The sequence below is a fragment of the Lactiplantibacillus sp. 3062 genome, from assembly GCF_055413545.1.
Map to the genome: position 1 here is coordinate 52,996 of NZ_JBVAYE010000002.1, position 25,285 is coordinate 78,280.

At 45.8% G+C, this 25,285-nt stretch carries 24 protein-coding genes; 20 read left to right on the forward strand and 4 right to left on the reverse strand.

Going from position 1 to position 25,285, the window contains the following annotated elements; all coding sequences use genetic code 11:
• Positions 1-41 precede the first annotated feature (41 nt).
• From dltA to lepA, 5 genes are all read left to right on the forward strand, one after another.
• Positions 42-1,568 (forward strand): D-alanine--poly(phosphoribitol) ligase subunit DltA, encoded by a 1,527-nt coding sequence (gene dltA / locus ACWQAU_RS03230; RefSeq protein ID WP_003640707.1) that lies wholly within the window; start codon positions 42-44, stop codon positions 1,566-1,568.
• A complete protein-coding gene (gene dltB / locus ACWQAU_RS03235) occupies positions 1,565-2,779 on the forward strand; it encodes a D-alanyl-lipoteichoic acid biosynthesis protein DltB (protein ID WP_003640706.1) in 1,215 nt (404 codons plus the stop codon). Before dltA ends, dltB begins: the two co-directional genes overlap by 4 nt.
• 23 nt (positions 2,780-2,802) lie before the next feature.
• Complete coding sequence (dltC, locus tag ACWQAU_RS03240) at positions 2,803-3,045, forward strand: D-alanine--poly(phosphoribitol) ligase subunit DltC (protein WP_003640705.1); 243 nt, start codon at positions 2,803-2,805, stop codon at positions 3,043-3,045.
• Complete coding sequence (gene dltD, locus ACWQAU_RS03245; protein ID WP_027821254.1) at positions 3,042-4,319, forward strand: D-alanyl-lipoteichoic acid biosynthesis protein DltD; 1,278 nt, start codon at positions 3,042-3,044, stop codon at positions 4,317-4,319. The genes dltC and dltD overlap by 4 nt, the downstream gene beginning before the upstream one ends.
• Before the next feature lie 163 nt (positions 4,320-4,482).
• Positions 4,483-6,318, forward strand: a complete 1,836-nt coding sequence (gene lepA, locus ACWQAU_RS03250) for a translation elongation factor 4 (protein WP_003640703.1) — start codon at positions 4,483-4,485, stop codon at positions 6,316-6,318.
• A 105-nt stretch (positions 6,319-6,423) separates the two neighbouring features.
• Here lepA and ACWQAU_RS03255 read toward each other — a convergent pair whose 3' ends face one another.
• On the reverse strand, positions 6,424-6,714 hold the full coding sequence (locus ACWQAU_RS03255; RefSeq protein ID WP_027821253.1) for a hypothetical protein: 291 nt from the start codon (positions 6,712-6,714) through the stop codon (positions 6,424-6,426).
• A gap of 254 nt (positions 6,715-6,968) precedes the next feature.
• Here ACWQAU_RS03255 and ACWQAU_RS03260 point away from each other — a divergent pair, with 254 nt between their 5' ends.
• From ACWQAU_RS03260 to ACWQAU_RS03295, 8 genes are all read left to right on the forward strand, one after another.
• Positions 6,969-7,259, forward strand: coding sequence for a hypothetical protein (locus ACWQAU_RS03260; protein WP_003640701.1), 291 nt, complete (start codon positions 6,969-6,971; stop codon positions 7,257-7,259).
• Positions 7,260-7,325: 66 nt separating this feature from the next.
• Positions 7,326-7,955 (forward strand): DNA-3-methyladenine glycosylase, encoded by a 630-nt coding sequence (locus tag ACWQAU_RS03265; protein WP_003640700.1) that lies wholly within the window; start codon positions 7,326-7,328, stop codon positions 7,953-7,955.
• 108 nt (positions 7,956-8,063) lie between these two features.
• Positions 8,064-9,014: a 50S ribosomal protein L11 methyltransferase gene (prmA, locus tag ACWQAU_RS03270; RefSeq protein WP_003644481.1), complete on the forward strand. Its 951-nt coding sequence runs from the start codon at positions 8,064-8,066 to the stop codon at positions 9,012-9,014.
• Positions 9,015-9,026: 12 nt separating this feature from the next.
• Complete coding sequence (locus ACWQAU_RS03275; RefSeq protein WP_003640698.1) at positions 9,027-9,779, forward strand: 16S rRNA (uracil(1498)-N(3))-methyltransferase; 753 nt, start codon at positions 9,027-9,029, stop codon at positions 9,777-9,779.
• Between the two features lie 70 nt (positions 9,780-9,849).
• Positions 9,850-10,185: a hypothetical protein gene (locus tag ACWQAU_RS03280; protein ID WP_003640697.1), complete on the forward strand. Its 336-nt coding sequence runs from the start codon at positions 9,850-9,852 to the stop codon at positions 10,183-10,185.
• A gap of 80 nt (positions 10,186-10,265) precedes the next feature.
• Entirely contained in the window at positions 10,266-12,533 is a 2,268-nt protein-coding gene (locus tag ACWQAU_RS03285; RefSeq protein WP_003640696.1) for a RelA/SpoT family protein, read from the forward strand.
• Between the two features lie 9 nt (positions 12,534-12,542).
• Positions 12,543-12,989 (forward strand): D-aminoacyl-tRNA deacylase, encoded by a 447-nt coding sequence (gene dtd, locus ACWQAU_RS03290; protein ID WP_003640695.1) that lies wholly within the window; start codon positions 12,543-12,545, stop codon positions 12,987-12,989.
• A 72-nt stretch (positions 12,990-13,061) separates the two neighbouring features.
• Complete coding sequence (locus ACWQAU_RS03295) at positions 13,062-13,685, forward strand: HAD family hydrolase (RefSeq protein ID WP_003640694.1); 624 nt, start codon at positions 13,062-13,064, stop codon at positions 13,683-13,685.
• A gap of 107 nt (positions 13,686-13,792) precedes the next feature.
• Here the strand turns inward: ACWQAU_RS03295 and ACWQAU_RS03300 are convergent, their stop codons facing one another.
• Positions 13,793-14,635 carry a fructosamine kinase family protein gene (locus ACWQAU_RS03300; protein WP_003644479.1) on the reverse strand — a complete coding sequence of 281 codons (843 nt, stop codon included), beginning with the start codon at positions 14,633-14,635 and terminating at the stop codon, positions 13,793-13,795.
• A gap of 268 nt (positions 14,636-14,903) precedes the next feature.
• Positions 14,904-15,752 carry an N-acetylmuramoyl-L-alanine amidase gene (locus ACWQAU_RS03305; protein WP_003640692.1) on the reverse strand — a complete coding sequence of 283 codons (849 nt, stop codon included), beginning with the start codon at positions 15,750-15,752 and terminating at the stop codon, positions 14,904-14,906.
• Positions 15,753-16,142: 390 nt separating this feature from the next.
• Between ACWQAU_RS03305 and hisS the strand changes: the two genes are divergently transcribed.
• The 7 genes from hisS to ACWQAU_RS03340 all read left to right on the forward strand — a co-directional run bounded on the left by hisS (position 16,143) and on the right by ACWQAU_RS03340 (position 24,276).
• Complete coding sequence (gene hisS / locus ACWQAU_RS03310) at positions 16,143-17,423, forward strand: histidine--tRNA ligase (protein ID WP_003640691.1); 1,281 nt, start codon at positions 16,143-16,145, stop codon at positions 17,421-17,423.
• A 41-nt stretch (positions 17,424-17,464) separates the two neighbouring features.
• Complete coding sequence (aspS, locus tag ACWQAU_RS03315; RefSeq protein ID WP_003640690.1) at positions 17,465-19,261, forward strand: aspartate--tRNA ligase; 1,797 nt, start codon at positions 17,465-17,467, stop codon at positions 19,259-19,261.
• 80 nt (positions 19,262-19,341) lie between these two features.
• Positions 19,342-19,872, forward strand: a complete 531-nt coding sequence (gene msrA, locus ACWQAU_RS03320) for a peptide-methionine (S)-S-oxide reductase MsrA (protein WP_027821984.1) — start codon at positions 19,342-19,344, stop codon at positions 19,870-19,872.
• A gap of 202 nt (positions 19,873-20,074) precedes the next feature.
• Positions 20,075-20,950: a YitT family protein gene (locus tag ACWQAU_RS03325; RefSeq protein ID WP_003640688.1), complete on the forward strand. Its 876-nt coding sequence runs from the start codon at positions 20,075-20,077 to the stop codon at positions 20,948-20,950.
• 373 nt (positions 20,951-21,323) lie between these two features.
• A complete protein-coding gene (locus ACWQAU_RS03330; protein ID WP_003640687.1) occupies positions 21,324-22,484 on the forward strand; it encodes a CDP-glycerol glycerophosphotransferase family protein in 1,161 nt (386 codons plus the stop codon).
• Between the two features lie 112 nt (positions 22,485-22,596).
• Positions 22,597-23,493, forward strand: coding sequence for a deoxyribonuclease IV (locus ACWQAU_RS03335; RefSeq protein ID WP_011101610.1), 897 nt, complete (start codon positions 22,597-22,599; stop codon positions 23,491-23,493).
• A gap of 57 nt (positions 23,494-23,550) precedes the next feature.
• On the forward strand, positions 23,551-24,276 hold the full coding sequence (locus tag ACWQAU_RS03340) for an SDR family oxidoreductase (protein ID WP_003640685.1): 726 nt from the start codon (positions 23,551-23,553) through the stop codon (positions 24,274-24,276).
• 142 nt (positions 24,277-24,418) lie between these two features.
• Here the strand turns inward: ACWQAU_RS03340 and ACWQAU_RS03345 are convergent, their stop codons facing one another.
• Positions 24,419-25,237 (reverse strand): pyruvate, water dikinase regulatory protein, encoded by an 819-nt coding sequence (locus ACWQAU_RS03345; protein WP_003640684.1) that lies wholly within the window; start codon positions 25,235-25,237, stop codon positions 24,419-24,421.
• Positions 25,238-25,285: the final 48 nt, after the last annotated feature.

Consider the following 25,285-nt stretch of genomic DNA (forward strand, 5'->3'; position numbering starts at 1 on the left):
AATGGATGCAGTAACACTATTGTTTGGGGGGAGTTTTAATTATGATTAAGAACATCATTACAACGATTGATGATTATGCACGGACGCAACCCAATAACGTGGTTTATGATGTGCAAGGTGTAACGCACACTTATGCGGAATTAAAAGCTTATTCAGATGCCTTGGCGGCGCATCTTGACACGCTCGATTTACCAGCCAAGGATCCAATTATTGTGTTTGGTGGTCAGACGTTTGAAATGATTGCGACTTTCTTAGGAGTTGTTAAGTCAGGTCGGGCGTATATTCCAATCGATACACATTCACCAAATGAGCGGTTAACAATGATTAATGAGATTGCTAAGCCAGCTGCCGTTATTGCTGTTGCTGATTTGCCAACCGGTGTCGGGACAACCCCCGTGATTACACCAGATCAATTGGCGGCTATCTTTGCGACTCCCGTTGATTATCAAGCGGATCATGTCGTTAGTGGCGATGATAATTACTATATTATCTTTACTTCTGGTACCACTGGGATGCCAAAGGGGGTCCAAATTAGTCATGATAACTTGGTCAGTTACGTTGACTGGATGTTGAGTGATGACTTCGGATTGCCTGACCAGCCGAACTCGCTGTCGCAACCACCATATTCATTTGACCTATCCGTGATGGACGTTTACCCAACCTTAGCGTTAGGTGGGACACTATACGCATTACCGAAGGCCGTGACAGATGATTTCAAACAATTATTTGCTGCGTTGCCGACGTTACCAATCAACGTTTGGGTCTCAACACCATCATTTATGGACATTTGTTTGCTAGAACCAAAGTTTAATGCTGAAAACTTGCCAACTTTGACGCACTTCTTGTTCTGTGGTGAGGAACTCACACATAAGACGGCGGCGACACTCAAGAAACGGTTCCCAGATGCCCGGATCTTCAATACGTACGGGCCAACTGAAACCTGCGTCGCGGTAACTCAAATTGAAATTACGGATGCCGCATTAGCGCAGTATGATCGGCTACCAATTGGTTATGCCAAAGCTGATACGCGGATACTTGTGGTTGATGAAAATGGTGAGGCGGTTCCAAATGGCACGGAAGGTGAACTGATTATCGCCGGACCATCCGTTTCGAAGGGGTATTTGAACAACTCTGAAAAAACTGCCAAGGCTTTCTTTGAATTAGACGGGCAACCCGCCTATCATTCTGGTGATATTGGCACGATGGATGCGGACGGTCTGTTCCGTTATCGTGGCCGCGTTGATTTTCAAATTAAAATGCATGGTTACCGCATCGAACTAGAAGAAGTGGATCACTTCTTAGCACAGCAACAGCATATTAAACAAGCCGTTGCCGTTCCAAAATACGATAAAGAGCACAAAGTAACGCAAATGATTGCGTACGTGGTACCAAAGCCGAATGACTTCGAAAGTGACTTTGCTTTGACCACTGCAATTAAAAAGGACCTACAAGGAATGATGATGGAATACATGATTCCACAACGGTTCGTCTATCAAACGAGCTTGCCATTAACGCCTAACGGTAAGATTGATGTCAAGTCGATCATTAAAGAGGTTAACCCAGAATGATTTCTTTTGACCCATATGGTAACCCAACGTACTTTGTGCTGCTCTTTATCGCGTTGTTACCGTTAATGATTGGTCTGTTATATGGTCGGCGATCCCATTGGTATGAATCATTGATATCGTTTATCTTCTTAATGCTGACCTTTGGCGGTGTTAAGTGGCGCACTGGGATCGCGTTAATTATCTATTTGGTCTATCAGATCACACTAGTTTGGTTGTACTCAAAGTATCGACAACGACCAGATTCACCTAATAAGGGCTGGGTTTTCGTTGTCAGTGTGATTTTAGCGATTATTCCACTAGCTGTCGTTAAGATCACACCAGCCGTGGCACATGGTGCTAATTCAATTATTGGTTTCTTAGGAATTTCCTACCTGACTTTCAAAGTGGTCCAGATGATCATGGAGACCCGTGATGGGGTGATTAAAGAATTCCATCCGGTACTGTTTGGCCAGTTCTTGCTGTTTTTCCCAACGATCTCGTCTGGGCCGATTGACCGGTATCGGCGGTTCGTTAAGGATTACGATAGTGTCCCGACCCGTGAAAAGTATCTCGGGTTAGTTGAAAAAGGGGTCCGCTACATTTTCTTGGGATTCTTATATAAGTTCATTTTGGCTTATATCTTTGGTACGCGGATGCTACCTGTCGTTGAACACGCGGCCTTGCAAGCTCACGGCATGTCATGGGCGTTAGTCGGTGTGATGTACGTCTATAGTATGGATTTATTCTTTGATTTTGCGGGTTACAGTTTGTTTGCCGTCGGTATCAGTTACCTGATGGGTGTTGAAACTCCGATGAACTTCAATCAACCGTTTAAGTCAAAGAACATCAAAGACTTCTGGAATCGTTGGCACATGACGTTGTCCTTCTGGTTCCGTGATTTCATCTACATGCGGTTGGTATTCTTTATGATGAAACACAAGGTCTTTAAGAGCCGGATCACAACGGCCAACGTGGCATACGTTATTAATATGTTGATCATGGGGTTTTGGCACGGGGAAACATGGTATTACATCGTTTATGGGCTATTCCATGGTTTAGCAATGGTTGTCAACGATGCTTGGTTACGGTACAAGAAGAAACATCAAGCGCAGTTGCCGTCTAATAAATTTACGGAATACTTTGCGATTTTCCTAACGTTTAACGTCGTTTGTTTCAGTTTCTTGATCTTCTCAGGATTCTTGAACACGTTATTCTTTGGAGCCCGGCCATAATATAATTACAATAAGGGAGCGTAATGACAATGGATGATACAAAAGCAACGGTTTTATCAATTTTAGCAGACTTAACGGGGGAAGATGTTTCCAGTAACATGGACGTTAACCTGTTTGATGAAGGAATCTTAGATTCAATGGGTTCCGTCCAACTTTTATTGGAACTTCAAAATCAATTAGGAATCGAAGTGCCGGTCTCTGAATTTCAACGGTCAGAATGGGATACACCGGCTAAGATTGTTGCAAAGGTTGAGAACTTGCAATGAACGTTGCCAAACGCCTTTTTAAGATTTTTGGGCCAATTATTTTGGCAGCCGTCTTATTATTGGCCGTACTGCTTTCACCGTTCTCATTTGGATTAAACCATATTTCTAAGGATACTGAGAAAAAAGCGGCCGTTTCCTTGTCAGCCAACGTATTAAAAGGTCGGTTAGTTAAACGACAGGCGCTGGATGATGGCTATGTCCCGTTCTTTGGTTCTTCAGAATGGTCACGATTTGATCCAATGCATCCGTCCGTACTGGCAACAAAATATCACCGCAATTACCGACCATTTCTACTCGGTGCGCGGGGGACCCAGTCGTTGACGCAGTATTTCGCGATGCAATCGGTGACAAAGCAGATTACAAATAAGAAGGCCGTCTTTGTAATTTCGCCACAATGGTTTGTGCCACAAGGAACGCGGAAAGATGCGTTTTCGTACTATTACTCACCACTGCAGACCATTGATTGGTTACAGGATGAGCAGAATACGGCAATGGACCGGTATGCCGCTCAACGTTTGTTACAGATGCCATCGGGTTCTTCTGATCGCATTTTGGAAGGCGCCCTGGCACGTGTGGCAGCTGGGTTTAAACCAACGAGCGCACAAATGACGTATATTAACTATAAGGCACGTGTCCTTGGCAGTGAGGATGAGTTCTTCTCACGTTTTGGAATTGCGGGCAAAAATTTACGGACTGTCAATGCGCAAGCTAACAAGTTACCAGCGACATATAACTTTAATCAGTTAAACCAATTAGCCGGTAAAATCGGTGCGGCGCAAACGGACTCGAACAGTCTTGAAATCAGCAATCAATTTTGGAACACGAAGTTAAAACGTAATTACAAGCGACTCAAAGATTCACAGCGACACTTGAATTACACGAAGTCACCAGAATTTGCCGATTTTCAACTGGTTTTGAATCAGTTTGCAAAGACACACACCGATGTCTTGTTCATCATTCCACCAATCAATCAGCGCTGGTCTGCTTATACCGGACTGTCAATGAAGATGATTGCTCAGTTTGACAAGAAGATTCAGTACCAGTTGAAGAGTCAAGGGTTTAATAACGTCTTGGACCTGACCCAGGACGGTGGTAAGGACTACTTCATGACTGATACGATTCATCTTGGCTGGCGTGGTTGGTTAGCCGTGGATCAAAAGGTTGATCCATTCTTGACTAAGAAGACGAAGCCGGTTCATTATCAGATTAATGACGACTTCTATTCAAAAGAATGGCAATTACTCAAACCCAGTGAAATCAAGGATTTTGAATAACCTACTAAAAAGTACAGGCCATATTGGCTTGTACTTTTTTGTTACGTCATTTATTCAGTGGCGCAGCGGGGTGTCTGGAGCGGTCTGATAGAAAAATTGTGCTTGTGCCACTAACTTGGTATAATTGTAGGGATTAGGATTTAGGAAGAAAGTAGGAAAATCAATGGATAAAGCGACAATGCAAGACCGACAACAACATATTCGGAATTTTTCAATCGTCGCCCATATTGATCACGGCAAATCGACGTTGGCGGATCGTATTCTGGAACTAACTGATACGATTTCCAAACGTGAGATGCAAGACCAAGTGTTGGACTCAATGGACTTGGAACGTGAACGTGGGATTACGATCAAATTGAATGCGGTAGAGTTACACTATCAAGCAAAGGATGGGGAGACTTATATCTTCCACTTGATCGATACACCTGGACATGTTGACTTCACGTATGAAGTCTCACGGAGCCTCGCAGCCTGTGAAGGGGCGGTTTTAGTCGTGGATGCGGCGCAAGGGGTCGAAGCCCAGACGCTAGCCAACGTGTATTTAGCCATTGATGATGACTTGGAAATTGTCCCGGTGATCAACAAGATTGACTTGCCATCGGCTGAACCTGAAAAGGTGCGCAAAGAAATTGAAGATGACATTGGGATTGATGCGGAAGATGCTGTTCTAGCTTCAGCGAAAGCCGGTATTGGTATCGAAGATCTGCTCGAGCAAATCGTGCATAAGATTCCGGCTCCTCAGGGGGATCTTGATGCGCCACTCAAGGCCCTAGTGTTTGATTCCGTCTATGATGATTATCGGGGCGTGGTGCTGAGTGTTCGGATTCATGAAGGCATCGTTCGTCCAGGAGATCGGATCCGGTTGATGAACAGTGGTAGTGAATATGAAGTGACGGAAGTCGGCGTTAATTCACCGAAACCGTTAGCACGGGATTATTTGATGGCGGGGGATGTTGGTTACATTACGGCTAGCATCAAGGATATTCAGGATACCCGAGTAGGTGATACGGTCACGAACGCGAAAAATCCGGCCGAAAAGCCATTGGCGGGTTACCGTGAAATGAATCCGATGGTCTACGCTGGGATTTATCCGACTGATAATGCCAAATTCACCGATTTACGGGAAGCGTTGGAAAAATTAAAATTGAACGATGCCGCATTGGAATTTGAAGCGGAATCATCACAAGCACTGGGCTTTGGGTTCCGGTGTGGATTCCTGGGACTGCTACACATGGACGTCATTCAGGAGCGCCTCGAACGGGAATTTAATCTTGAACTAATTACCACGGCGCCGTCCGTAACGTATCATGTGCGGATGACTGATGGCACGGAGAAAAAGGTGGAAAACCCGGCTGAAATGCCTGAGGCGTCTGCAATCAAGGAAATTCGTGAACCGTATGTGAAAGCTCAGATTATGGTGCCTAATGATTACGTTGGTGCGGTCATGGAATTAGCCCAGCGTAAACGGGGCGAGTTTGATACGATGGAGTACTTGGATAGTAATCGGGTCAACGTGGTTTATCACATTCCGTTGTCCGAAATCATTTTTGACTTCTTTGATAAATTAAAGTCGAACACGCGCGGCTATGCCTCGTTAGATTATGATTTAGACGGCTACCGTGCCAGTGACCTCGTTAAGATCGATATCTTATTAAACGGTGACCAAGTTGATGCTCTGAGTTTTATCGCACATCGCGACTTTGCACCTGCGCGTGGACGCGAGATTGCCGCCAAGCTCAAGACGATTATCCCCCGGCAAAACTTTGAAATTCCGGTACAGGCAACGATTGGTTCTAAAGTCATTGCTCGGACGAATATTAAAGCTTACCGTAAGGACGTGACGGCCCATCTGTACGGTGGTGACCGGACGCGGCGGATGAAGCTACTTGAAAAGCAAAAAGCTGGTAAGAAGCGTATGAAGGCTGTCGGTAAAGTCGAAATCCCGCAAGAAGCGTTCATGGCTGTTCTGAAAACCGACGAAGACGAAAAGCCGAACTGATTAAGTTTATAAAAAATGGTAGCGACATCGATTGATGTCACTACCATTTTTTGCGTTATTGTTTAGATGCAATTGTAATCTGATTAAGATGGTTGTAAGCACCAATTAACCCCAAACATCATCCATATGCGGTAGTTGTAATAAGCCATCGCTAGTCGGGGCAGTTGTGCCGATGGTCTTTAAATGCCAAGTGCCCTGATCGTCCTTGGTCGCAACGACTTTTTTGCGTTTGCCTTCTTGATTTTTGTAGAAGCAGTTTTCACTATCCGCACCGATTTCGCGGGCGAGGACTTCGTTGGATGTGACATAACCGTCATTGGTTTGAAATTTTTCGATTTGGTCGACCGTTGTCAACTGTTCATGACCACGACGATAAATTCTTTCGATGAGTATCATCAGTAAATTCCCCCTAATATTGATAACCTTACTAATTTAATCATATTTTACCATACTCGGATACGCGGCAAAAACAATTCTGAAATGGTTAGCAAATTTATAAGAATTAAAGTTCGATACTTGCTAAACCAATGGCAAATTGGTACACTACTTGTTTAAAGTCTGCTATAATAATAGCTAGATATGAAAATATACTAACGATAAATTAATTTATTATTTAATCAATTTCACATTGTGAAGGAGAGATCAACGACATGTTAAAACGCACGAAACAGTTTCTGCGATCAATACATTATGACTACGATAAAACATATATTAGACCGCTGATGGTGCCCGACAGCGTTTACGTGTTGAAATTCGGTAAGGACCATCGCAACAATCGGGTGGTCGTTAAGTACAGTCATACTTGGACCGGGCGAATCAAAATCAATGAGATCGCGGTTCGGTTGCACAAGCAAAAGCACCCGCGGATCTTTAAGCATGAAGCCGACATGATTAAGTATTTGAATAAGCATCTAACCAAAAAGACCGCAAATAATGATTAAATGAACATGAGGACGGACTAGCAAGGTGGCTAGTCCGTTTTCTATTAGGGGCGAGTAAAACAAGTTATGATAGCAATCGAACGATTTTTAAGCACACGTACGACACCTGAAATTGCGGTGAGCCTACTGGGTAAACAGTTGCGCTTACAGACATCTAGCGGTGTATTGACCGCCTGGATCACAGAAACAGAAGCGTATCTTGGTGCCCGTGATGCAGGAGCTCACGCGTATCAGAACCACCAAACGCCGCGCAATCGCGCACTCTGGCAATCAGCGGGAACAATTTATATTTATCAAATGAGGGCCTGGTGCTTACTGAATATTGTGACACAAGCTGCCGGTACGCCAGAATGTGTCTTGATTCGCGGAATTGAACCAGATGCGGGGCTTGAACGAATGCAACAGCAGCGGCCAGTGCCCATTGCGAACTTGACCAACGGACCGGGCAAGCTAATGCAGGCGCTTGGGTTAGATAAAACGTTAAATGGACAAACGCTGCAACCGGCGACCTTATCATTGGATTTGAGTCATTATCGCCAACCGGAACAAGTTGTGGCGACTCCGCGAATTGGAATTGTCAACAAGGGTGAATGGACAACGGCACCATTGCGGTACTTTGTGGCCGGCAATCCATTCGTATCCAAGATTTCTCGCCGGACCATCGATCATGAACATCATGGTTGGATGACCAGGTGATTGTCAAGTTAATCAGGCTTGTTATATAATTGTTACTAAGAAAAACGTGATAGTCTTAAGCGATGGCGCTTGGCGCTCTAGCTTTCGATGGGAGGAAAATATAAAGATATGAAATGGACTGAAGTAACGGTCAGTACTTCTAATGAAGCTGTCGAAGCGGTGGCAAACATTTTAATGGAAGCCGGGGCCAGTGGCGTCAAAATTGATGATGCCTTGGATTATCAGAATTTAAAGCCTGATCGGTATGGTGAGATCATCGATTTGGCGACGATTCCACACGTTACCAGTGGGGCGAAGATTTCTGCTTATTATCCTGAGACGGTGTTTGTACCGGAAGTCATTCCAACGATCAAGCAGCGGGTTAGTCAGCTGACTGATTTTGGGTTGAATCCAGCACCTAATGAAGTCAGTATGACGGCTTTATCGGATGAAGACTGGGCGACGGCCTGGAAAAAATACTATCACCCCGTCCGGGTTACGCGCTATTTGACGATTGTGCCAAGTTGGGAACAGTACCAACCAGTGCAATCAGGTGAGCTTGTGTTGCGACTAGATCCTGGTCAGGCTTTTGGTACCGGAACGCATCCGACAACCAAGCTCTGTTTGCAGGCGCTTGAAACTGTGATCAATGGTGGTGAACACTTGATCGATGTGGGTACTGGGTCCGGGGTATTGAGTATTGCGGCCAAAGCGATGGGCGTCGGTGCAGTAGAAGCTTACGATCTTGACGATGTCGCTGTGGCATCAGCTCAAACGAATTTGGACTTGAATCCAGTTGCCAAAGATGTTCACGTGGCTGCCAATGATTTACTAGCTGGGATTGACACGCAGGCTGATATTATCGTTGCCAACATTTTGGCTGAAATTATTATTCCGTTGGTACCACAAGCCCGTCAAAACTTAAAACGGGGCGGCTATTTCATTACCTCTGGCATCATCGATGATAAGTTCCAGGTCGTCATGACGACAATTAAGGAAGCGGGCTTCCAAATTACACAACATACGCAAATGGGTGACTGGCACGGTATCGTGGCTTATCTACCAACAGCTGAAGATTAGTGGAGGACTGAAATGCAACGATACTTTTTATCAACACCGATTACGACAACGATTGGGCAAACGTTCACTATCACGGGTGAGACGGTCAAACACTGGGTCAAGGTGATGCGCGCACAACCGGGGGACACTGCGGAATTTGTTACGACGACACATCAAGTCGTGCTGGCGGATTTGGTGAAAAGCGATGGTCGAACAGCTACAGCGACAATCACGGCCGTTACGACGCCCCATGTTGAATTGCCGTTGCCAGTGACTATTGCTTGTGGGTTGTCTAAAGGCGATAAACCCGAACAGATCGTACAACGTGGTACTGAATTAGGTGCGAGCGCCTTCGTGTTTTTCGATAGTCAGTGGGCAGTGGCTAAATGGGCAGCGAATAAGCGGGCCCGCAAGTTGGCCCGCTTGGCGAAAATTGCGCAGGGCGCGGCTGAACAGTCACACCGGACGATGATTCCTAGTGTGAGCTACGCAACGGATTTAAACCAGTTGTTAGCACACGTGTCATATGATACCGGGGTCGTAGCGTGGGAGGAATCAGCCAAACAAGGTGAGAGCAGCCAACTGGTGCAGACGTTAAAAACGATGACCGCACCACAACGACTGCTGGCGATTTTTGGTCCTGAAGGGGGCTTGGCACCACAAGAAGTGGCGACATTACAAACTGCTGGTATCGCGGCAGTGGGCCTGGGTCCACGAATCATGCGGGCCGAAACGGCACCCCTCTACTTACTAAGTAGCGTTTCTTTTTGGTGCGAACTAGTGTAATTTTGCGGTCGGTGGTGTACAATAAATAATCATAGTCATTTAGCAATAAAGCGTAAGCGAGGGAGTTAGTTTGACGGAAAAAATTCGTAAGTTTAATGGCCAGTATTGGCTGATTGCGCTTGTCGTTGGGGTGATGATACCATGGTTGCTACGATTTACGAGTATTAGCCGGTTTCATCAGATTGTATGGCTACTCTTTGTAGTTGACTTTGTGCTGGCAGCAGTCGTTGGCTGGTGGATTCGTCGGACTGAACGGACGGGCTGGTTAGTCTGGCTATTCCCAGTGGGCTGTTTTGTCGGGCTCTATCTATTTTTCCCAACGTATGTCTATTACTTAGCGTTAGTTGATTTAGGCATATCCTACTTAGCATATGGGTTAACTGGTCCCCGCGCGAGTTTGCGTTAAAACGGTTGTCAAGGCACGTTGGGTGGGAACCTCACGTGCCTTTTATTAAATAGAATCTTTGTGGAAGTCGTGGTGATAAAATGCCCAAACAACCTACCTGGACTGCCCAGGATGTCCTGGACATGGTTCAAAAGTATATGAATAGTGATCACGTCGCGTTAGTTAAACGGGCGTGTGATTTTGCAACTTATGTGCATAAGGATCAGTATCGCCAATCTGGTGAGCCGTATATTATGCATCCGATTCAAGTTGCTGGTATCTTAGCTGAATTGAAGATGGACCCTGAAACCGTCGCTTCGGGTTTCTTACACGACGTTGTGGAAGATACTGGTGTTACTTTAGGAGACGTTGAAGAACTGTTTGGTCATGACGTGGCCGTTATTGTTGACGGGGTCACCAAGCTGGGTAAGATTCGGTACAAGTCCAACAAAGAACAGCTTGCTGAAAATCACCGTAAATTACTGTTGGCGATGTCTAAAGATATTCGAGTCATGATTGTCAAATTAGCTGATCGCTTGCATAATATGCGGACATTGCAGCATCTGCGGCCCGATAAACAGCGGCGAATTGCAAATGAAACGTTGGAAATTTACGCCCCCATTGCCGATCGATTAGGGATCAGCACGATTAAATGGGAACTAGAAGATATTTCACTACGTTATTTGAATCCTCAACAGTATTATCGCATTGTCCACTTGATGAATTCGCGGCGTGAGGACCGTGAAAAGTACATCGAGATTGCCATTCAAGACATTCAAAAGGCGCTCCATGATCTGGAACTACCAGAAGCTGAAATTTATGGTCGTCCGAAGCATATCTATTCAATTTATAAGAAGATGCGGGACAAACACAAACAGTTTAGCCAACTTTACGATCTGCTGGCAATTCGGGTGGTCGTGGATTCAATCAAGGACTGTTATGCAGTTTTAGGTGCGATTCACACACAATGGAAGCCCATGCCGGGGCGTTTTAAAGATTATATTGCGATGCCCAAGGCCAATATGTATCAATCTTTGCATACCACGGTGGTCGGTCCTGAAGGTAAGCCCCTCGAAATACAGATCCGGACGTTTGAAATGCACCGGGTCGCTGAATACGGGGTCGCAGCACACTGGGCGTATAAGGAAGGTAAACGCGACGAGGTCCAAGAGACTCAGTCGGGCAACAAGTTGAACTTAGTCAAAGAAATCATTGAGCTACAGGATGAAAGTAAGGACGCTGCCGACTTTATGGAGGGCGTCAAGGGCGACCTCTTTAGTGACCGGGTCTATGCTTTTACGCCCAAGGGTGACGTGACAGAATTACCAAAGGGCGCTGGACCACTGGATATGGCATATTCGATCCATACGGAAGTGGGTAACCATACGACTGGTGCGAAAGTCAATGGCAAGATCGTTCCATTGGATTACCAAATCAAAAATGGTGATATCGTGGATATTTTAACGTCCACTAGTTCAACTGGTCCTAGCCGTGATTGGCAGAAATTAGTCTATACGCGGCGGGCCCGTAATAAAATCAAACAGTTCTTCCGCAATGCTGACCGTGAGGAAAACATCATTACGGGTCGTGATTTGCTTGAGAAGCAGCTACGTGATTTAGAGTTTAATCCAAAAGAAATCATGACTAAGGACAAGGTGACGGCGGTCGCTCAAAAGATGCACTACGGTAGTGAGGATGATTTGTTCGCGGCCTTGGGGTTTGGTGACGTCCAACCGGTAGGGATTGCTAACCGGTTAACGAGTGATGTTCGTAAACAGCGCGAGGCTAATCGGCAGCGTGAACGTGAGGAGGCCATTTTGGCAGACTCTACGGAAGCGCCAGCGAAGAAGAAATCGAAAGATCATCATAATGAGGATCAGGAGAAGCAGGATCGGAAGCGGCAAAAGGTCTCATCTTCTGGTGGGGTGATTATTCAAGGCGTCGACAACTTACTCGTACGTCTAAGTCATTGCTGTTCTCCAATTCCGGGTGATGAGATTGTTGGTTATATTACGAAGGGGCGCGGTGTTTCGGTTCACCGTGTTGATTGTCCGAACGTTAAGAGCGCAGAAGCAAATGGTGAACGGTTGATTGATGTTCAGTGGGAGAATCCCGAGGGTGACCGAACGAACTACAATTCTGATTTGGAAATTCAAGGTTATAACCGTAATGGCATGCTCAACGATGTGTTGAAAGTTATCAATAATCACACGAAATTTTTGACTAATGTCAACGGTAAGGTCGATCACAACAAGATGGTCATTATTAGTGTTTCGTTGGGGGTTCGCAACTTGGAACATCTCCAACGAATCATTGACAGTCTGAAAAATGTTCAGGATCTTTACGTTGTCGAACGGAAAATGTTTTAGGAGGCTTCTATGCGAGTCATTGTTCAGCGGTCACAGCAGGCACAAGTTAGTATTGATGGGAAAGTTCGAGGCACGATTGACCACGGTTTCGTCCTATTGGTTGGTTTTCAAGATGGCGACGGTCAAGCCGAATTGGATTACATCGCGCATAAGATTTTAAACCTCCGCGTTTTTAGTGACGCAGATGGAAAAATGAATTTGAATATTCAACAAGTCGGTGGAGCAATCTTGTCGATATCGCAGTTTACGTTATACGCGGAGACGCGCCATGGTAATCGACCAAGTTTTACAGCGGCGGGTAATCCTGAATTGGCTAGCAAATTGTATGATACATTTAATCAGCAATTAGCTGCCAGTGGCGTGACCGTTGCGACTGGTGAATTTGGTGCCGATATGCAAGTTTCCTTGGTTAACGATGGGCCGGTCACGATTTGTTATGATACTGATCAACGTTGAAGTAAAAGCTGAAAGACCAATCCGGTACTTTCAGCTTTTTGGCTATTACAATTATTAGCGGGAGTGAATGAGATGCGTGAGTTTTTATGGGACCTCGATGGAACCTTGTTAGATACTTATCCAGCCATGGTCCAAGCTTTCCAAAAAGCAGTTGCCGAGTTAGGTGGGACTATTCCGGCTGATACAACGTACCAGCTGATGCGGCAACAGTCAGTTGGTTATGCGGAAAGAATGGTTGCGGCTCAGTATGGTTGGGATTGGCATGATTTACGGGCGGGCTATCAACGTTGGGAGCCACAATTACAGCATGCACCGGCCGCCTTTGCGGGTGCTCAAGCGGTGCTTGAAAAAGTTATCGCAGTTGGTGGTCACAATTATTTGATGACCCATCGTGACGAAAGCGCACAAGCCTATTTACAACGAGCGGGTTTAGCCCAATATTTCACAGATGCGGTCACGGCTGCTCAGCCATTCCCACGTAAACCTGATCCAGCTGCGTTGAATTATTTATTGAATAAACACCAGGTCGACCGTCAACGCGCCGTTATGGTGGGTGATCGCAACTTGGATATCGATGCCGGTCACAATGCTGGGATTGCCGGATATTTATTTGATATTGACTGCCTGATTACGGTGACTAGTGCCCCGGAAGTTCAAGTTACGGATTTAAACGACTTATTGACCTTTGTCGACTAGTCTAGACACTCGAAATATTGTGATAGCTGATGATTGTAGCTAAAAAATTGTATACAAGCCTCGTGACCGAGTCCTCTCAATGAGCTGCACGGGTCGCGAGGCTTGTATTAATATTGCATGAGAATTCGGTCAACGGCTGGTCCGTATGTTTCACCAAACAGGTTCAGGTGGGCCAGTAAATAATAGAGTTGGTAGCTTGGTAGGCGGTCTTGCATACCGGGCGCAACCGGGTAGGCTGCTTGGTAAGCCTGATAAAAATCAGTATCAAAACCACCAAAAATCGTCGTCATGGCCAGATCCATCTCTCGGTCACCGTAAAACACGTCGGGATCGATCAAAACGGGCGTACCGGTCGTGTCAAATAAGTAATTACCTGACCACAAATCGCCATGTAACAGGCTTGGTTTTACCGTATGCATGTGGGAATCTTGCAACAGTTGTTGTCGTAAGCGGTGATAATGCATTTCACGCGTTTCTGACCATAAATGGTGTTCCTTAGCCAAATTGACTAATACATCTAAACGTTGTTGTGTATAGAAAGTTGCCCAATCAGTCTGCCAATGATTAATTTTCGGTAACTTGCCAGCTGTGAAGTCGTGGTCAAGACCAAATTGGGCGTGGTGTTGATGGTGAACTTTGGCGACAGCCGCTCCCAGTGCGGACTGACTGCCAGTCCCGGTCGCTAGCCAATCTAATAAGAGATAACCGTCTGTGGCAATCGTGCCACTGGCGATGACACGCGGTGTCTTAGTCACTGCACCAAGTAGTCGCAATCCAGCGACTTCGTGGTCAAAGAAAGTAACGTCGTTGTGCGGCTGAACCTTCAAAAAATATTGGTGATGACGGGTGATGATTTGAAAGGCCGCGTTGATGTCGCCACCGCTCACTGGTTGCACTTGCTGAATGTCAGTGAGTGGTAGTTGTGCGAGCCAAGTTTTTGTTAAGTGCATGTTAACTCCTCCTTGCTGCGATGTTAAATACGGTTACCATCACTGTAACGCAATTAATTGTTATTAACAATTAGTGGCGTTGATCCGTAAGAGTGTGAAATGAGGTTAGACGTCCGGTACGGAGCTAAAGTGCAGGCAAATAGACGGTTATTTAGGTAAACCGCGTCAGTTGATATGCGATTCATCGATTGAGTAGTCGCGAAAAGTGGCCGTTATCCCAGTCACTGGAATAACGGCCACTTTCAAAGACTTCATGCTGACTGCATTATTATTGATTGGCGAAGTAGGTACTCAATCCGGCGTAAACCGCGTGCGCTACTTCTTGAGGGTACTTTTTAGAACTGATCGTCTTGAAGTCCGACTTATCATTAATATAACCCAGTTCCATCAATACGGATGGTCGTGAATTATCACGAATGACCAGAAAGTCACCGAAGTCCGTTCCTTTACTAGGAATTGGCAAGGTCGAGACGTTATTGTTTAACGCCTTGGCTAGTGCTAGTGAGGTTGACTTATGATAGTAATAGGTCGTGATCCCAGAAGCCGTGTTTTTTTCTGGTGAGCTGTCAAAGTGGAAGCTGATGAAGGCGTCTGCATGAAGCTTGTTTGCGATTGCGGGACGCGCACTCAGGCCGACGTATTCATCTGAATCACGGGTTAAAACAACGTGTGCGCCAGCAGCCCGGAGCTTTTTAGCTACAGCTTTAGCGACCCGTAACGTGTACGTTTTTTCCATCTTGCCCTTGCTCGAGAGCGCCCCGGAATCAGAACCGCCGTGTCCGGGATCTAAAACGATGGTGGCTTCAGAGATTTTGGTGGTTTTAGTCAACTGACTGTTATGTTCGTTGACTAACCAACTAGCAATCCAGCCGAATTTATGATCCGCATAACGGACGTATAGCCAATTATTTTTGCGTTTCATAATGTGGACCTTGGTGCCCTTAGACGTAGCGTCCTCGATCGCGTAACTCATGCCTGGACCGCTACGAATATTGACGTTGGCAATGTTAACAGTCGCAGTGTTATTAGTCGCTAATAGCACTACAAAGCCAATCACTAGGCCAATAAAAATAACCGTGACTGTGATTTGACGCCAAAATTGTTTTAAAACTTGCATGCTTTGTCACCAACTAGATTTAAGATAATTGCAATTTGAAGTGCTGCAAATAGTATACCAAAAAAACAGCTGGCCGACGAAATCTTGAGATAATTTTAACTAGAATCGTTGACTTTTAAGTGATTTTCGTGTAACTTTAACCATATATTAATCAATCGACCGCAGAGAAAGTAAGAGCATTGTACGCCACTATAACCAGAGACCGGTAAGTGCTGAGAATTCCGGATAGTGCGCAATGAGGAGACGCTTTTGAGGTGAACGGCAGCGTTCCGCCTGTGATTACAGACGTTATCAATTAGTACTCAAAAAGGTGGTACCGCGCTAATAGCGCCCTTGGTAAATAATCAAGGGCGCTTTTTTTGTCGATTGCAATCAAGGGAGGAACTATTAATGAGATATCAACGGCCTAAAGGCACCGCCGACATTTTGCCTGGCGATAGTGAAAAGTGGCAATACGTTGAAGCAACGGCTCGTGCCGTCTTCAAGACTTATCAATTCAAAGAGATCCGGACACCGATGTTTGAAAACTTCGAGGTCTTCTCACGTTCAGCGGGGGATACTTCTGATATTGTAACGAAGGAAATGTACGATTTTCATGACAAGGGTGACCGGCACATTACGCTCCGCCCAGAAGGAACTGCCGGCGTCGTCCGGGCGTTCGTTGAAAACAAGTTGTACGGTCCGCAAGTTCTCAAACCATACAAGGTTTATTACATGGGACCAATGTTCCGTTATGAACGGCCCCAATCAGGTCGGTTACGTGAGTTCCACCAATTAGGCGTGGAAGCTTTTGGTAGTGAAAGTGCTGCCCTAGACGTTGAAGTAATTGCAATGGGCTATAACTTACTTAAAACCTTTGGCTTGACTGATTTGAAACTGGTCATCAACACGTTGGGTGATCAACAAACGCGTGATGATTACCGACAAGCCTTGATTGATTATTTGGAACCACACTTTGATGAATTGAGTGATGACTCCAAGGAACGGTTACACAAGAATCCATTGCGGGTTTTAGATAGTAAGGCACCGGAAGATCAACAATTTGTGGCCGATGCACCATCGATTTTAGATTACTTGTCTCCGGAAGCTCAAGCGCATTTTGATCAAACTAAGACGTATTTAGATGCATTAGCAATTCCGTACGAGATTGATGCCACGATGGTCCGGGGATTAGATTATTATAACCATACGATTTTTGAAATTATGACCCACTCAAAAGCGTTAGGCAAGGGCTACACGACGATCTGTGCTGGGGGTCGTTACAACGGATTGGTTAAGGAATTAGGTGGCCCTGAAGTTTCGGGTGTTGGCTTTGGCCTAGGTGTTGAACGACTATTAGTGTTGATGGATGCTGAAAACATTGCGGTACCAACTGATGATCAGTTGGACGTCTATGTTGTGGGAATTGGCGACACTGCTAGTGCTACGACTTTGAAGCTGGTACAGGCATTACGGGCAGCCGGTTATAAGGCCGAACGGGATTACTTGGATCGCAAGCCTAAAGCTCAGTTCAAGAGTGCTGATCGCTTGAATGCCCGTTACACGATGACGGTGGGCGAAACCGAGCTGGCTGATCAGGTCGTTAACTTGAAGGCTATGGCTACTGGTGAGGAAACCAAGGTTGCGATGGCGGACATCTATCAAGATGCTCATCAAGTTTTAGATAAGTAGTGTGAACGGCAAGTTTGCAGATTTATAAGGAGGAAGCGTTTATGAAACGGACCACATATGCGGGTCTCATCAATGAGGATTATTTAGGCCAAACGGTCACTTTACAAGGTTGGGTACAAAAACGCCGCGACCTTGGGAGTTTGATTTTTATTGATTTACGGGACCGTGAAGGAATTGTGCAATTAGTCTTTAGTCAGGAATTTTCAGCGGATGCTTTGGCGGTAGCAGATCAGTTACGGGGCGAATACGTCATTGAAGTGCAAGGAACCGTTGTTAATCGGAATGCTGACGCTGTTAATGACCGCATGAAGACTGGTAAAGTTGAAGTTGAGATTCACGATGCCAAAATCTTAAATAAGGCGAAAACCCCGCCATTTTATATTCAAGATGACATTAACGTATCAGATGAATTGCGCTTGAAGTACCGTTACTTGGACTTGCGTCGGCCAGAAATGCAACGTGGATTGAAAATTCGTAATGGCATCACCCAAGCAGTTCATAGCTATTTTGATGCCAACGGGTTCTATGATATTGAAACGCCGTTCTTAACGAAGTCGACGCCAGAAGGGGCCCGGGATTACTTAGTGCCTTCGCGGGTCTATCAAGGGCATTTTTACGCGTTACCACAATCACCACAACTCTTTAAGCAATTGCTGATGGGGGCCGGTTTTGATCGCTACTATCAAATTGCACGCTGTTTCCGTGATGAAGATTTGCGGGGTGACCGTCAGCCTGAATTTACCCAGATTGATATGGAGACATCCTTCTTAACGGCTGAGGAAATTCAGTCCTATACTGAAGGCTTGATTAAGCAAGTCATGAAGGACGTCAAAGGTGTTGACATCAAGACGCCGTTTACGCGGATGACTTGGCAAGAAGCTATGGACCGTTTTGGTTCTGAAAAGCCGGATGTGCGCTTTGGTATGGAACTCAAAGACATGGGCGCGGCCGTTTCTAACGCCGGTTTTAAAGTCTTTGATAATGCACTCGCTAATGGTGGCCTGGTCAAGGCGATTGCAGTTCCTGGCGGTGCTGATCAATATTCTAGAAAGCAAATCGATGCGTACACGGAGTACGTTAAACGGTTTGGGGCTAAGGGCTTAGCTTGGATGAAGGTCACTGACGACGGCTTTAGTGGTCCCGTTGCGAAATTCTTCAAGAACGATGGTGACTTTGAAGCCATTACGAGTGCTGCTGCTGCTAAACCAGGCGACTTATTATTGTTTGCTGCCGACAGTTTCAAAGTAGTTTCTGACACGCTGGGTTACTTACGGACCGCGATTGCTAAGGAACTTGACTTGATTGATCAAGATCAATACGCTTACCTATGGGTCGTTGACTGGCCATTGTTTGAATATGATGAAGGCATCGAGCGCTGGGTACCAGCTCACCATCCATTCACAATGCCCAATGAAGAAGATGTTCATTACTTGAATGATGGCGAAGATCCACACAAAGCCCATGCACAATCATATGATATCATCTTGAATGGTTATGAACTCGGGGGCGGGTCGATCCGGATTCATACCCGCGAATTACAAGAAAAGATGTTCAAGGCATTGGACTTCACTAAGGAACGAGCCCAAGAACAATTTGGGTTCTTACTGGATGCCCTTGACATGGGCTTTCCGCCTCATGGTGGCTTAGCAATCGGGTTAGACCGGTTCGCGATGTTATTATCAGGTAACGACAACATTCGTGAAGTGATCGCCTTCCCTAAGAATTCCAAGGCGTCAGAACCAATGACCAATGCACCATCGCGGGTTTCTGACCAGCAATTAGCTGATTTGGATTTGAATATTACCAATCCCGTAACGGATGATGAACCAACCGAATAAAAATATTAAGAGCGTCCAGGAATGGACGTTCTTTTTAATTAGTGTTAAATTTATATTAATATTTAATTGGAGGAATTCTCATGGAAACAGCAATTTTTGCGGGTGGATGTTTTTGGTGCATGGTTCAGCCTTTTGATAGTCAACCCGGAATCGACAGTGTTGTCTCGGGTTATACTGGTGGACACACGAAAAATCCCACTTACGAAGACGTCAAAGCGCATACGACGGGTCATACTGAAGCTGTCAAAATTACGTTTGATCCCGATATCATTAGTTACACGGAATTAGTCAATATTTATTGGCATCAAACGGATCCTACTGATGCAATGGGGCAATTTCAAGATCGTGGTGATAATTATCGGCCGGTCATTTTTGTGAATGGTCCGGAACAACGGCGGATCGCGGAAGCGTCTAAACGGGCATTACACGTGAGCGAACGATTTAGTAAACCAATTGTAACGGCGATTGAGGATGCCAAACCATTTTATCCAGCCGAGGCACGCCACCAACGCTTTTATAAAAATAATCCAGTGGTATTTGCGGAACAAGAAGCGGGTGGCCGCGCTGATTTCATCGCCGAGCAGTGGGCCGATGCACCTAAAGTGGACTAAGCGTGAGTTGCTGGTCATCGCGATAGGTGTGATCTAACAATAACTATCGTAGCGGGGCTCGTTCTGGAATTTAGTCGGATTGATTAATGGGAGTTTGCTGAGAAACGTGAGACTTTTAGCAGAATACTGCAAAAGACCGGCCGTTTGCAAATCGGCGTGTTACAATAACGAAAGCAAAAACGTAAAGGAGCACACTTAATTCATGGATGATTTTCAGCAGTTATCCAAACACCATCGTGATGTTGTGAAAGCGTCAACTGCTTTTATATACGCCATTTTAGTTTCCATTGCCATGAACTACTTTTGGACGCCGGGGCATATTTATTCTTCAGGAATCACTGGGCTTGCACAATTGATTAATAGTTTGATGAGCAAGTTTCTTCCCGTTCAGATTTCAACTGCGGCGTTACTGTTTATTTTGAATGTTCCAATGTTTATTATTGCGTGGCGATCGATTGGGCATAAGTTTACGTTGTATACGTTCTTAGCTGTTACGCTATCTAGTATTATGATCAAACTGATTGCCCCAGTTGGTTTGACCCATGACCCCATCATTTGTGCGATTTTTGGGGGTGCTGTTAATGGTTTCGGGACCGGAACGGCCCTCAAAAATGGGATTTCAACCGGTGGCCTCGATATTATCGGTATCGTGTTACGCCGTAAAACGGGTCGCAGTATTGGGACGATCAACATGGCGTTCAACTCGATCATTGTCATTGCGGCTGGCTTTGTTTACGGGTGGCCATATGCCTTTTATTCCGCACTCGGGTTGTTTGTAAATGGTCGGGTCATGGATATGACGTATACGCGCCAACAGAAGATGCAAGTGATGATTATTACGAGTCGCCCTAAAACGGTGATTGATAGCGTTCAAAATCGGATTCGTCGTGGCGTTACCATCGTACACAACGCTGAAGGTGCTTATCAACATGATGATAAAACGATTTTATTTACAGTCATCACGCGTTACGAAATGGGCGAATTGAAGGCGGCCATGGCCGAATCTGACCCGCACGCTTTCGTTAGTATTTCAGATACGGTCAAGATTCTCGGTCACTTTTATGAACCGAAGCCTTGATGAATTTATCAGATTAAAAGTGTTTGCAAACAGGACTTTCGGGACTTGTTTGCAAGCACTTTTTGATTAGGCGTTCGGGGACGACTTTTACACCACTATTAATAGTGACCCGACTAGCCGAAGTGTGGGCATCTGTTATATAATACAAGCATTGTGTTATTGCTGGATCATAAGTCCATATCAGTTAGACCCAGAGCTAATGAACAACTAATGGGGAACAGACTTGAAAAATAGTTGTTTATATTTAGTGGACGAAGGCAGACGGCTCAAGTAAGTTGACGCCAATCTGAACTTTTTAAGCGTAATTGAGCTGGCACATTTTTGATTGTCACGTAGGGCACGCTTTACCAATAATTAATGATGAAATGAAAGGATGGCCAGTGTGAAGAAAGTAATTTATGTCTGGCTGGTGCGAGTTGTATCGTGGCTAGCGCACTTTAGCAAAAATGATCAGGTGATTTATTTGATGAGCTTTGCGGACAATTTGGATTTTATTCAGCAGTTGAACCAGCGCGTTCCCGGGCGCTTGACTGTTTATTACTTGCCGAGTGCAGCCACCGGGGCGGCACAACTGGCACAGGCGGGAATTGCGACACGGCCGTTTCATGATTCAGTTCGATTTGCCTTGACGGGAATTCCCGTCATTACCCGGGCAGCGGACGTTTATCTTGATAATTATTATGGCTTTACCGCTGGCTTGACGCGGCAGGCCCCACAACGACTGATTCAACTCTGGCATGCTGCTGGCGCGGTCAAAACATTTGGTTGGGGTGATCCACAGACGGCACAGCGGCCCGCAGATGATCGGCGTCGGTTTCAGACCGTGTATGATCAGATTACTGATTACGTGGTTGGTTCTGAGAAGATGGGAACGATTTTTGCAGCGAGTTATCACGTCCCACAGACGCGGATGCGGGTCTTGGGATATCCTCGTTCGGATCGGTATTGTAAGTCCGACTGGGTGATGCAAACCGCAACGGCCATTTATCAGAAGTATCCGGCGTTTAAACAACAGGAAGTTATTTTGTATGCGCCGACTTATCGAGCCGGTGTTCAATTTGCGTTGCCGGCTGATTTTAAGCAATTAAAGTTGCGGCCCGACCAACACTTGATTATTAAGTTACATCCCCATTTGGCCGAGCAGGAACGTGATTTGCAAGCCCGTTACCCGGACCTAGTGACATTGGTACCTGAGTTTAGTACCGATGAATTGTTGACGGTCGCTAATACTTTGGTCAGTGACTACTCCTCAGTTGTGTTTGACTACGCGTTGTTACCAAATTGTCAAAAAATCGTTTTTTATGTCTTTGACTGGGACCACTATGAGCAAGAAGTGGGCCTGCAAGCTGATTTTAGGGACTGGGCGCCGGGACCATTAGTCCGGACGGTGGTGGACTTGAATCATGTCCTAGCAATGCCGGGTGCGCCGTTACAGTTAACCCAGTTTAATCAGTTATGGAATACGCGTAATGACGGTCATGCGATTGAGCGGACCTTGGCGTACTTTTATCCACGGGTGACCACAACCGCTTAGAATAACTTGACAGATTTATTTGGATAATGAGTGATCATGCCGGTATCATATGTATCCGGCAACTTTAAGGTATGACAGGAATTAGTAAACTTGCGAAAAGGATGGGACTACAATGCTTAGATTAGGTTCACATGTTTCGATGAAGGCACCCGACATGTTGCTCGGATCTGCCAATGAGGCGGCAAGTTACGGCGCCAACACATTTATGATCTATACGGGCGCACCCCAAAATACACGGCGTAAACCAATTGACGAACTGAAAATTGACGAAGCACAGCCGATAATCGAGGCTCATGACCTCCGGCAGATCGTCGTACATGCCCCATACATCATTAATTTAGGTAATACGAAAAAGCCGGGTTATTTTGAGTTTGCAACGGACTTTCTCTATCAAGAGATCCAGCGTGCAGATGCCGTTGGCGCAACACAATTAACGCTCCATCCGGGAGCACATATTGGTGCCGGAGCGAATGTTGCCATTACGCAGATCATCAAGGGACTGAACGCGGTTATTCGGCCAGAGCAGCACGTTCAAATCGCGCTAGAAACGATGGCTGGCAAAGGAACTGAAGTTGGCCGGACGTTTGAAGAACTCGCGCAGATGATCGATGGGGTGACTTATAATGAAAAGTTATCGGTTACCTTTGATACTTGTCATACTAGTGATGCCGGTTACGCGATTAAGGACGATTTCGACGGTGTCCTGAATGAATTTGATCATGTGATTGGGCTGGATCGTTTGAAAGTGATCCATCTCAATGATTCTAAGAATCCTCAAGGTGCTCACAAGGACCGGCACACGAATATCGGTATGGGAACGATTGGCTTTGATACTTTGAATAAGGTCGCCCATCATCCGCAATTGCCAGACATCAGCAAGATTTTAGAAACGCCGTATGTCGGGGAAGATAAGAAACATCAATTGCCACCTTATAAGTATGAGATTGCAATGCTTCGGGCCGGGCAGTTTAATCCGCATTTGATTGAAGATATTGAACAGCAACGTTAATGAGAATTGAACGATAATCGCTAGTCGGTTGTCGTTTTTTGTTTTAGAAGGAGGAAAATGACGATGCAATTGAAAAAACAGCGGCTATTAGTGATTGGTGGTACTTCGGGTTTCGGCATGGCAATTGCTCGCCAAGCCTTACAGGAAGGCGCCGATGTCCATATTATCGGTCATACGGCGGCGCACGTAACAGCTGCCATCACCCAATTAGGCCCATCAGACCATTTGACTGGAACGGCGTTAGACGCACAAAATCTGGCGCAACTAAAAACTTTTTTTGCAGCTCAGCCCGCATTTGACCACGTCGTCTCAATGTTAGGTGGTGCAATGGGTGGGGGGTTCTTGGACAATTCGATTGCAGCGATTCGGCAGACGGTTGAAGATAAATTTTTTGCAAATCTGCAAGTGGCCCAATTAGCCAGCCACCATCTTAACCAACACGGTTCGCTGATTTTTACTTCGGGTGCTGGTGGGCGGCCAGATAATGCCTCCGGAGCGATTGTTGGCAATCAAGCCATTAATACGATGGTCGTTGGACTTGCCGTAGAGTTGGCGCCTGACTATCGCGTCAATGCAGTTGCACCGACTTGGACGCCGACTGGTCTTTGGCGCCAACTATCGGACGCACAATTGGCGGCCCAGGCTGCGACCGTCAGTGCTGGTAATCCCTTGAAACGCGTGGCAACGCCCGCCGAAGTCGCGTCGGCGTATGTTTATTTGATGCAAAATGAGTTTATGACTGGGCAAGTGTTGCACGTTGACGGTGGTGTCGAGCTCGTGTGAGTGACACGACTGATGATTAGTAGCTGACCTGATTAATGATAAGAAAAATGATGCAAAAAAGCGCGCGCTGACCGTTAGAAGGTGGCACGCGCTGATTGTCAGGAAAACTTAGGCGGTATCGGTGAGTTGGCAATTAGTGATACTAGCCATTGTTAGTGTCGTCAGTATTCAAGCTTTCGGTAATTAAAGTGGCGGTTTCTTCGATTGACTTATTAGCGACATTGATAACTAAACACCCAATCTTTTTGAAGATCTTGTCGGCGTATTCCAACTCGGCTTTAATTTTATCCGTGTTGGAATACATGGTGTCGGGATTAAGCCCATATTGGACCATTCGCTGCCGTCGAATATCGTTTAACTTTTCAGGATCGTTAGTTAGGCCAAAAATCTTTTTCGGATCAACTTTCCAAATTTCGTCAGGAATTTGAGCCTGAGGAACTAGTGGCAAGTTGGCGACTTTCAGGTTACGATTAGCTAAGTAGAGTGACAGGGGAGTCTTAGAGGTCCGGGAGACACCCAGTAAGACCACGTCGGCCTCTAAAAAGCCACTCGGATTCTTACCATCATCGTAAGTGACCGCAAATTCGATCGCGTTGATCCGGTCGAAGTAGTTGGTGTTTAACGCGTGTACGGTACCGGGGTGATTGGACGGTTGGACGTGCGTAATCTGTGAAAAAGTATCTAAAGCTGGTGTAATGACGTCATAATAAGGCAACTCGTGCGCTTCGCAAAATTGGTTAACGATTTGGCTGAGCCGGCGATCGACAAACGTATGAAAGATGGCGGCGTGTTCCTTCAGTGCCTGCGACAAAACCGTCTGGAGCAGTGAGTCGGTGCGGACAAATGGGAAACGCTGATAGCGAATGTCATAGTCGGAGAATTGTGCAGCGGCAGCTAAGGCCACGTTATGAGCTGTTTCACCGATAGAATCAGATAAAATAAAGACTTTAATTGCTGACATAGAATAACCTCATTTCGGTTCGATAATAGTCTTAGTGTAGCATAGCTG

Coding starts and splice junctions, on each gene's coding strand:
- ACWQAU_RS03335 (WP_011101610.1), top strand. CDS start 22,597: ATGCTTAGATTAGGTTCACATGTTTCGATGAAGGCACCCGACATGTTG.
- ACWQAU_RS03285 (WP_003640696.1), top strand. CDS start 10,266: ATGCCCAAACAACCTACCTGGACTGCCCAGGATGTCCTGGACATGGTT.
- dltD (WP_027821254.1), top strand. CDS start 3,042: ATGAACGTTGCCAAACGCCTTTTTAAGATTTTTGGGCCAATTATTTTG.
- ACWQAU_RS03345 (WP_003640684.1), bottom strand. CDS start 25,237: ATGTCAGCAATTAAAGTCTTTATTTTATCTGATTCTATCGGTGAAACA.
- ACWQAU_RS03255 (WP_027821253.1), bottom strand. CDS start 6,714: ATGATACTCATCGAAAGAATTTATCGTCGTGGTCATGAACAGTTGACA.
- lepA (WP_003640703.1), top strand. CDS start 4,483: ATGGATAAAGCGACAATGCAAGACCGACAACAACATATTCGGAATTTT.
- ACWQAU_RS03305 (WP_003640692.1), bottom strand. CDS start 15,752: ATGCAAGTTTTAAAACAATTTTGGCGTCAAATCACAGTCACGGTTATT.
- dltB (WP_003640706.1), top strand. CDS start 1,565: ATGATTTCTTTTGACCCATATGGTAACCCAACGTACTTTGTGCTGCTC.
- hisS (WP_003640691.1), top strand. CDS start 16,143: ATGAGATATCAACGGCCTAAAGGCACCGCCGACATTTTGCCTGGCGAT.
- ACWQAU_RS03325 (WP_003640688.1), top strand. CDS start 20,075: ATGGATGATTTTCAGCAGTTATCCAAACACCATCGTGATGTTGTGAAA.
- msrA (WP_027821984.1), top strand. CDS start 19,342: ATGGAAACAGCAATTTTTGCGGGTGGATGTTTTTGGTGCATGGTTCAG.
- ACWQAU_RS03275 (WP_003640698.1), top strand. CDS start 9,027: ATGCAACGATACTTTTTATCAACACCGATTACGACAACGATTGGGCAA.
- aspS (WP_003640690.1), top strand. CDS start 17,465: ATGAAACGGACCACATATGCGGGTCTCATCAATGAGGATTATTTAGGC.
- ACWQAU_RS03300 (WP_003644479.1), bottom strand. CDS start 14,635: ATGCACTTAACAAAAACTTGGCTCGCACAACTACCACTCACTGACATT.
- dtd (WP_003640695.1), top strand. CDS start 12,543: ATGCGAGTCATTGTTCAGCGGTCACAGCAGGCACAAGTTAGTATTGAT.
- ACWQAU_RS03340 (WP_003640685.1), top strand. CDS start 23,551: ATGACGATGCAATTGAAAAAACAGCGGCTATTAGTGATTGGTGGTACT.
- prmA (WP_003644481.1), top strand. CDS start 8,064: ATGAAATGGACTGAAGTAACGGTCAGTACTTCTAATGAAGCTGTCGAA.
- dltC (WP_003640705.1), top strand. CDS start 2,803: ATGACAATGGATGATACAAAAGCAACGGTTTTATCAATTTTAGCAGAC.
- ACWQAU_RS03330 (WP_003640687.1), top strand. CDS start 21,324: ATGGCCAGTGTGAAGAAAGTAATTTATGTCTGGCTGGTGCGAGTTGTA.
- ACWQAU_RS03295 (WP_003640694.1), top strand. CDS start 13,062: ATGCGTGAGTTTTTATGGGACCTCGATGGAACCTTGTTAGATACTTAT.
- dltA (WP_003640707.1), top strand. CDS start 42: ATGATTAAGAACATCATTACAACGATTGATGATTATGCACGGACGCAA.
- ACWQAU_RS03265 (WP_003640700.1), top strand. CDS start 7,326: ATGATAGCAATCGAACGATTTTTAAGCACACGTACGACACCTGAAATT.
- ACWQAU_RS03260 (WP_003640701.1), top strand. CDS start 6,969: ATGTTAAAACGCACGAAACAGTTTCTGCGATCAATACATTATGACTAC.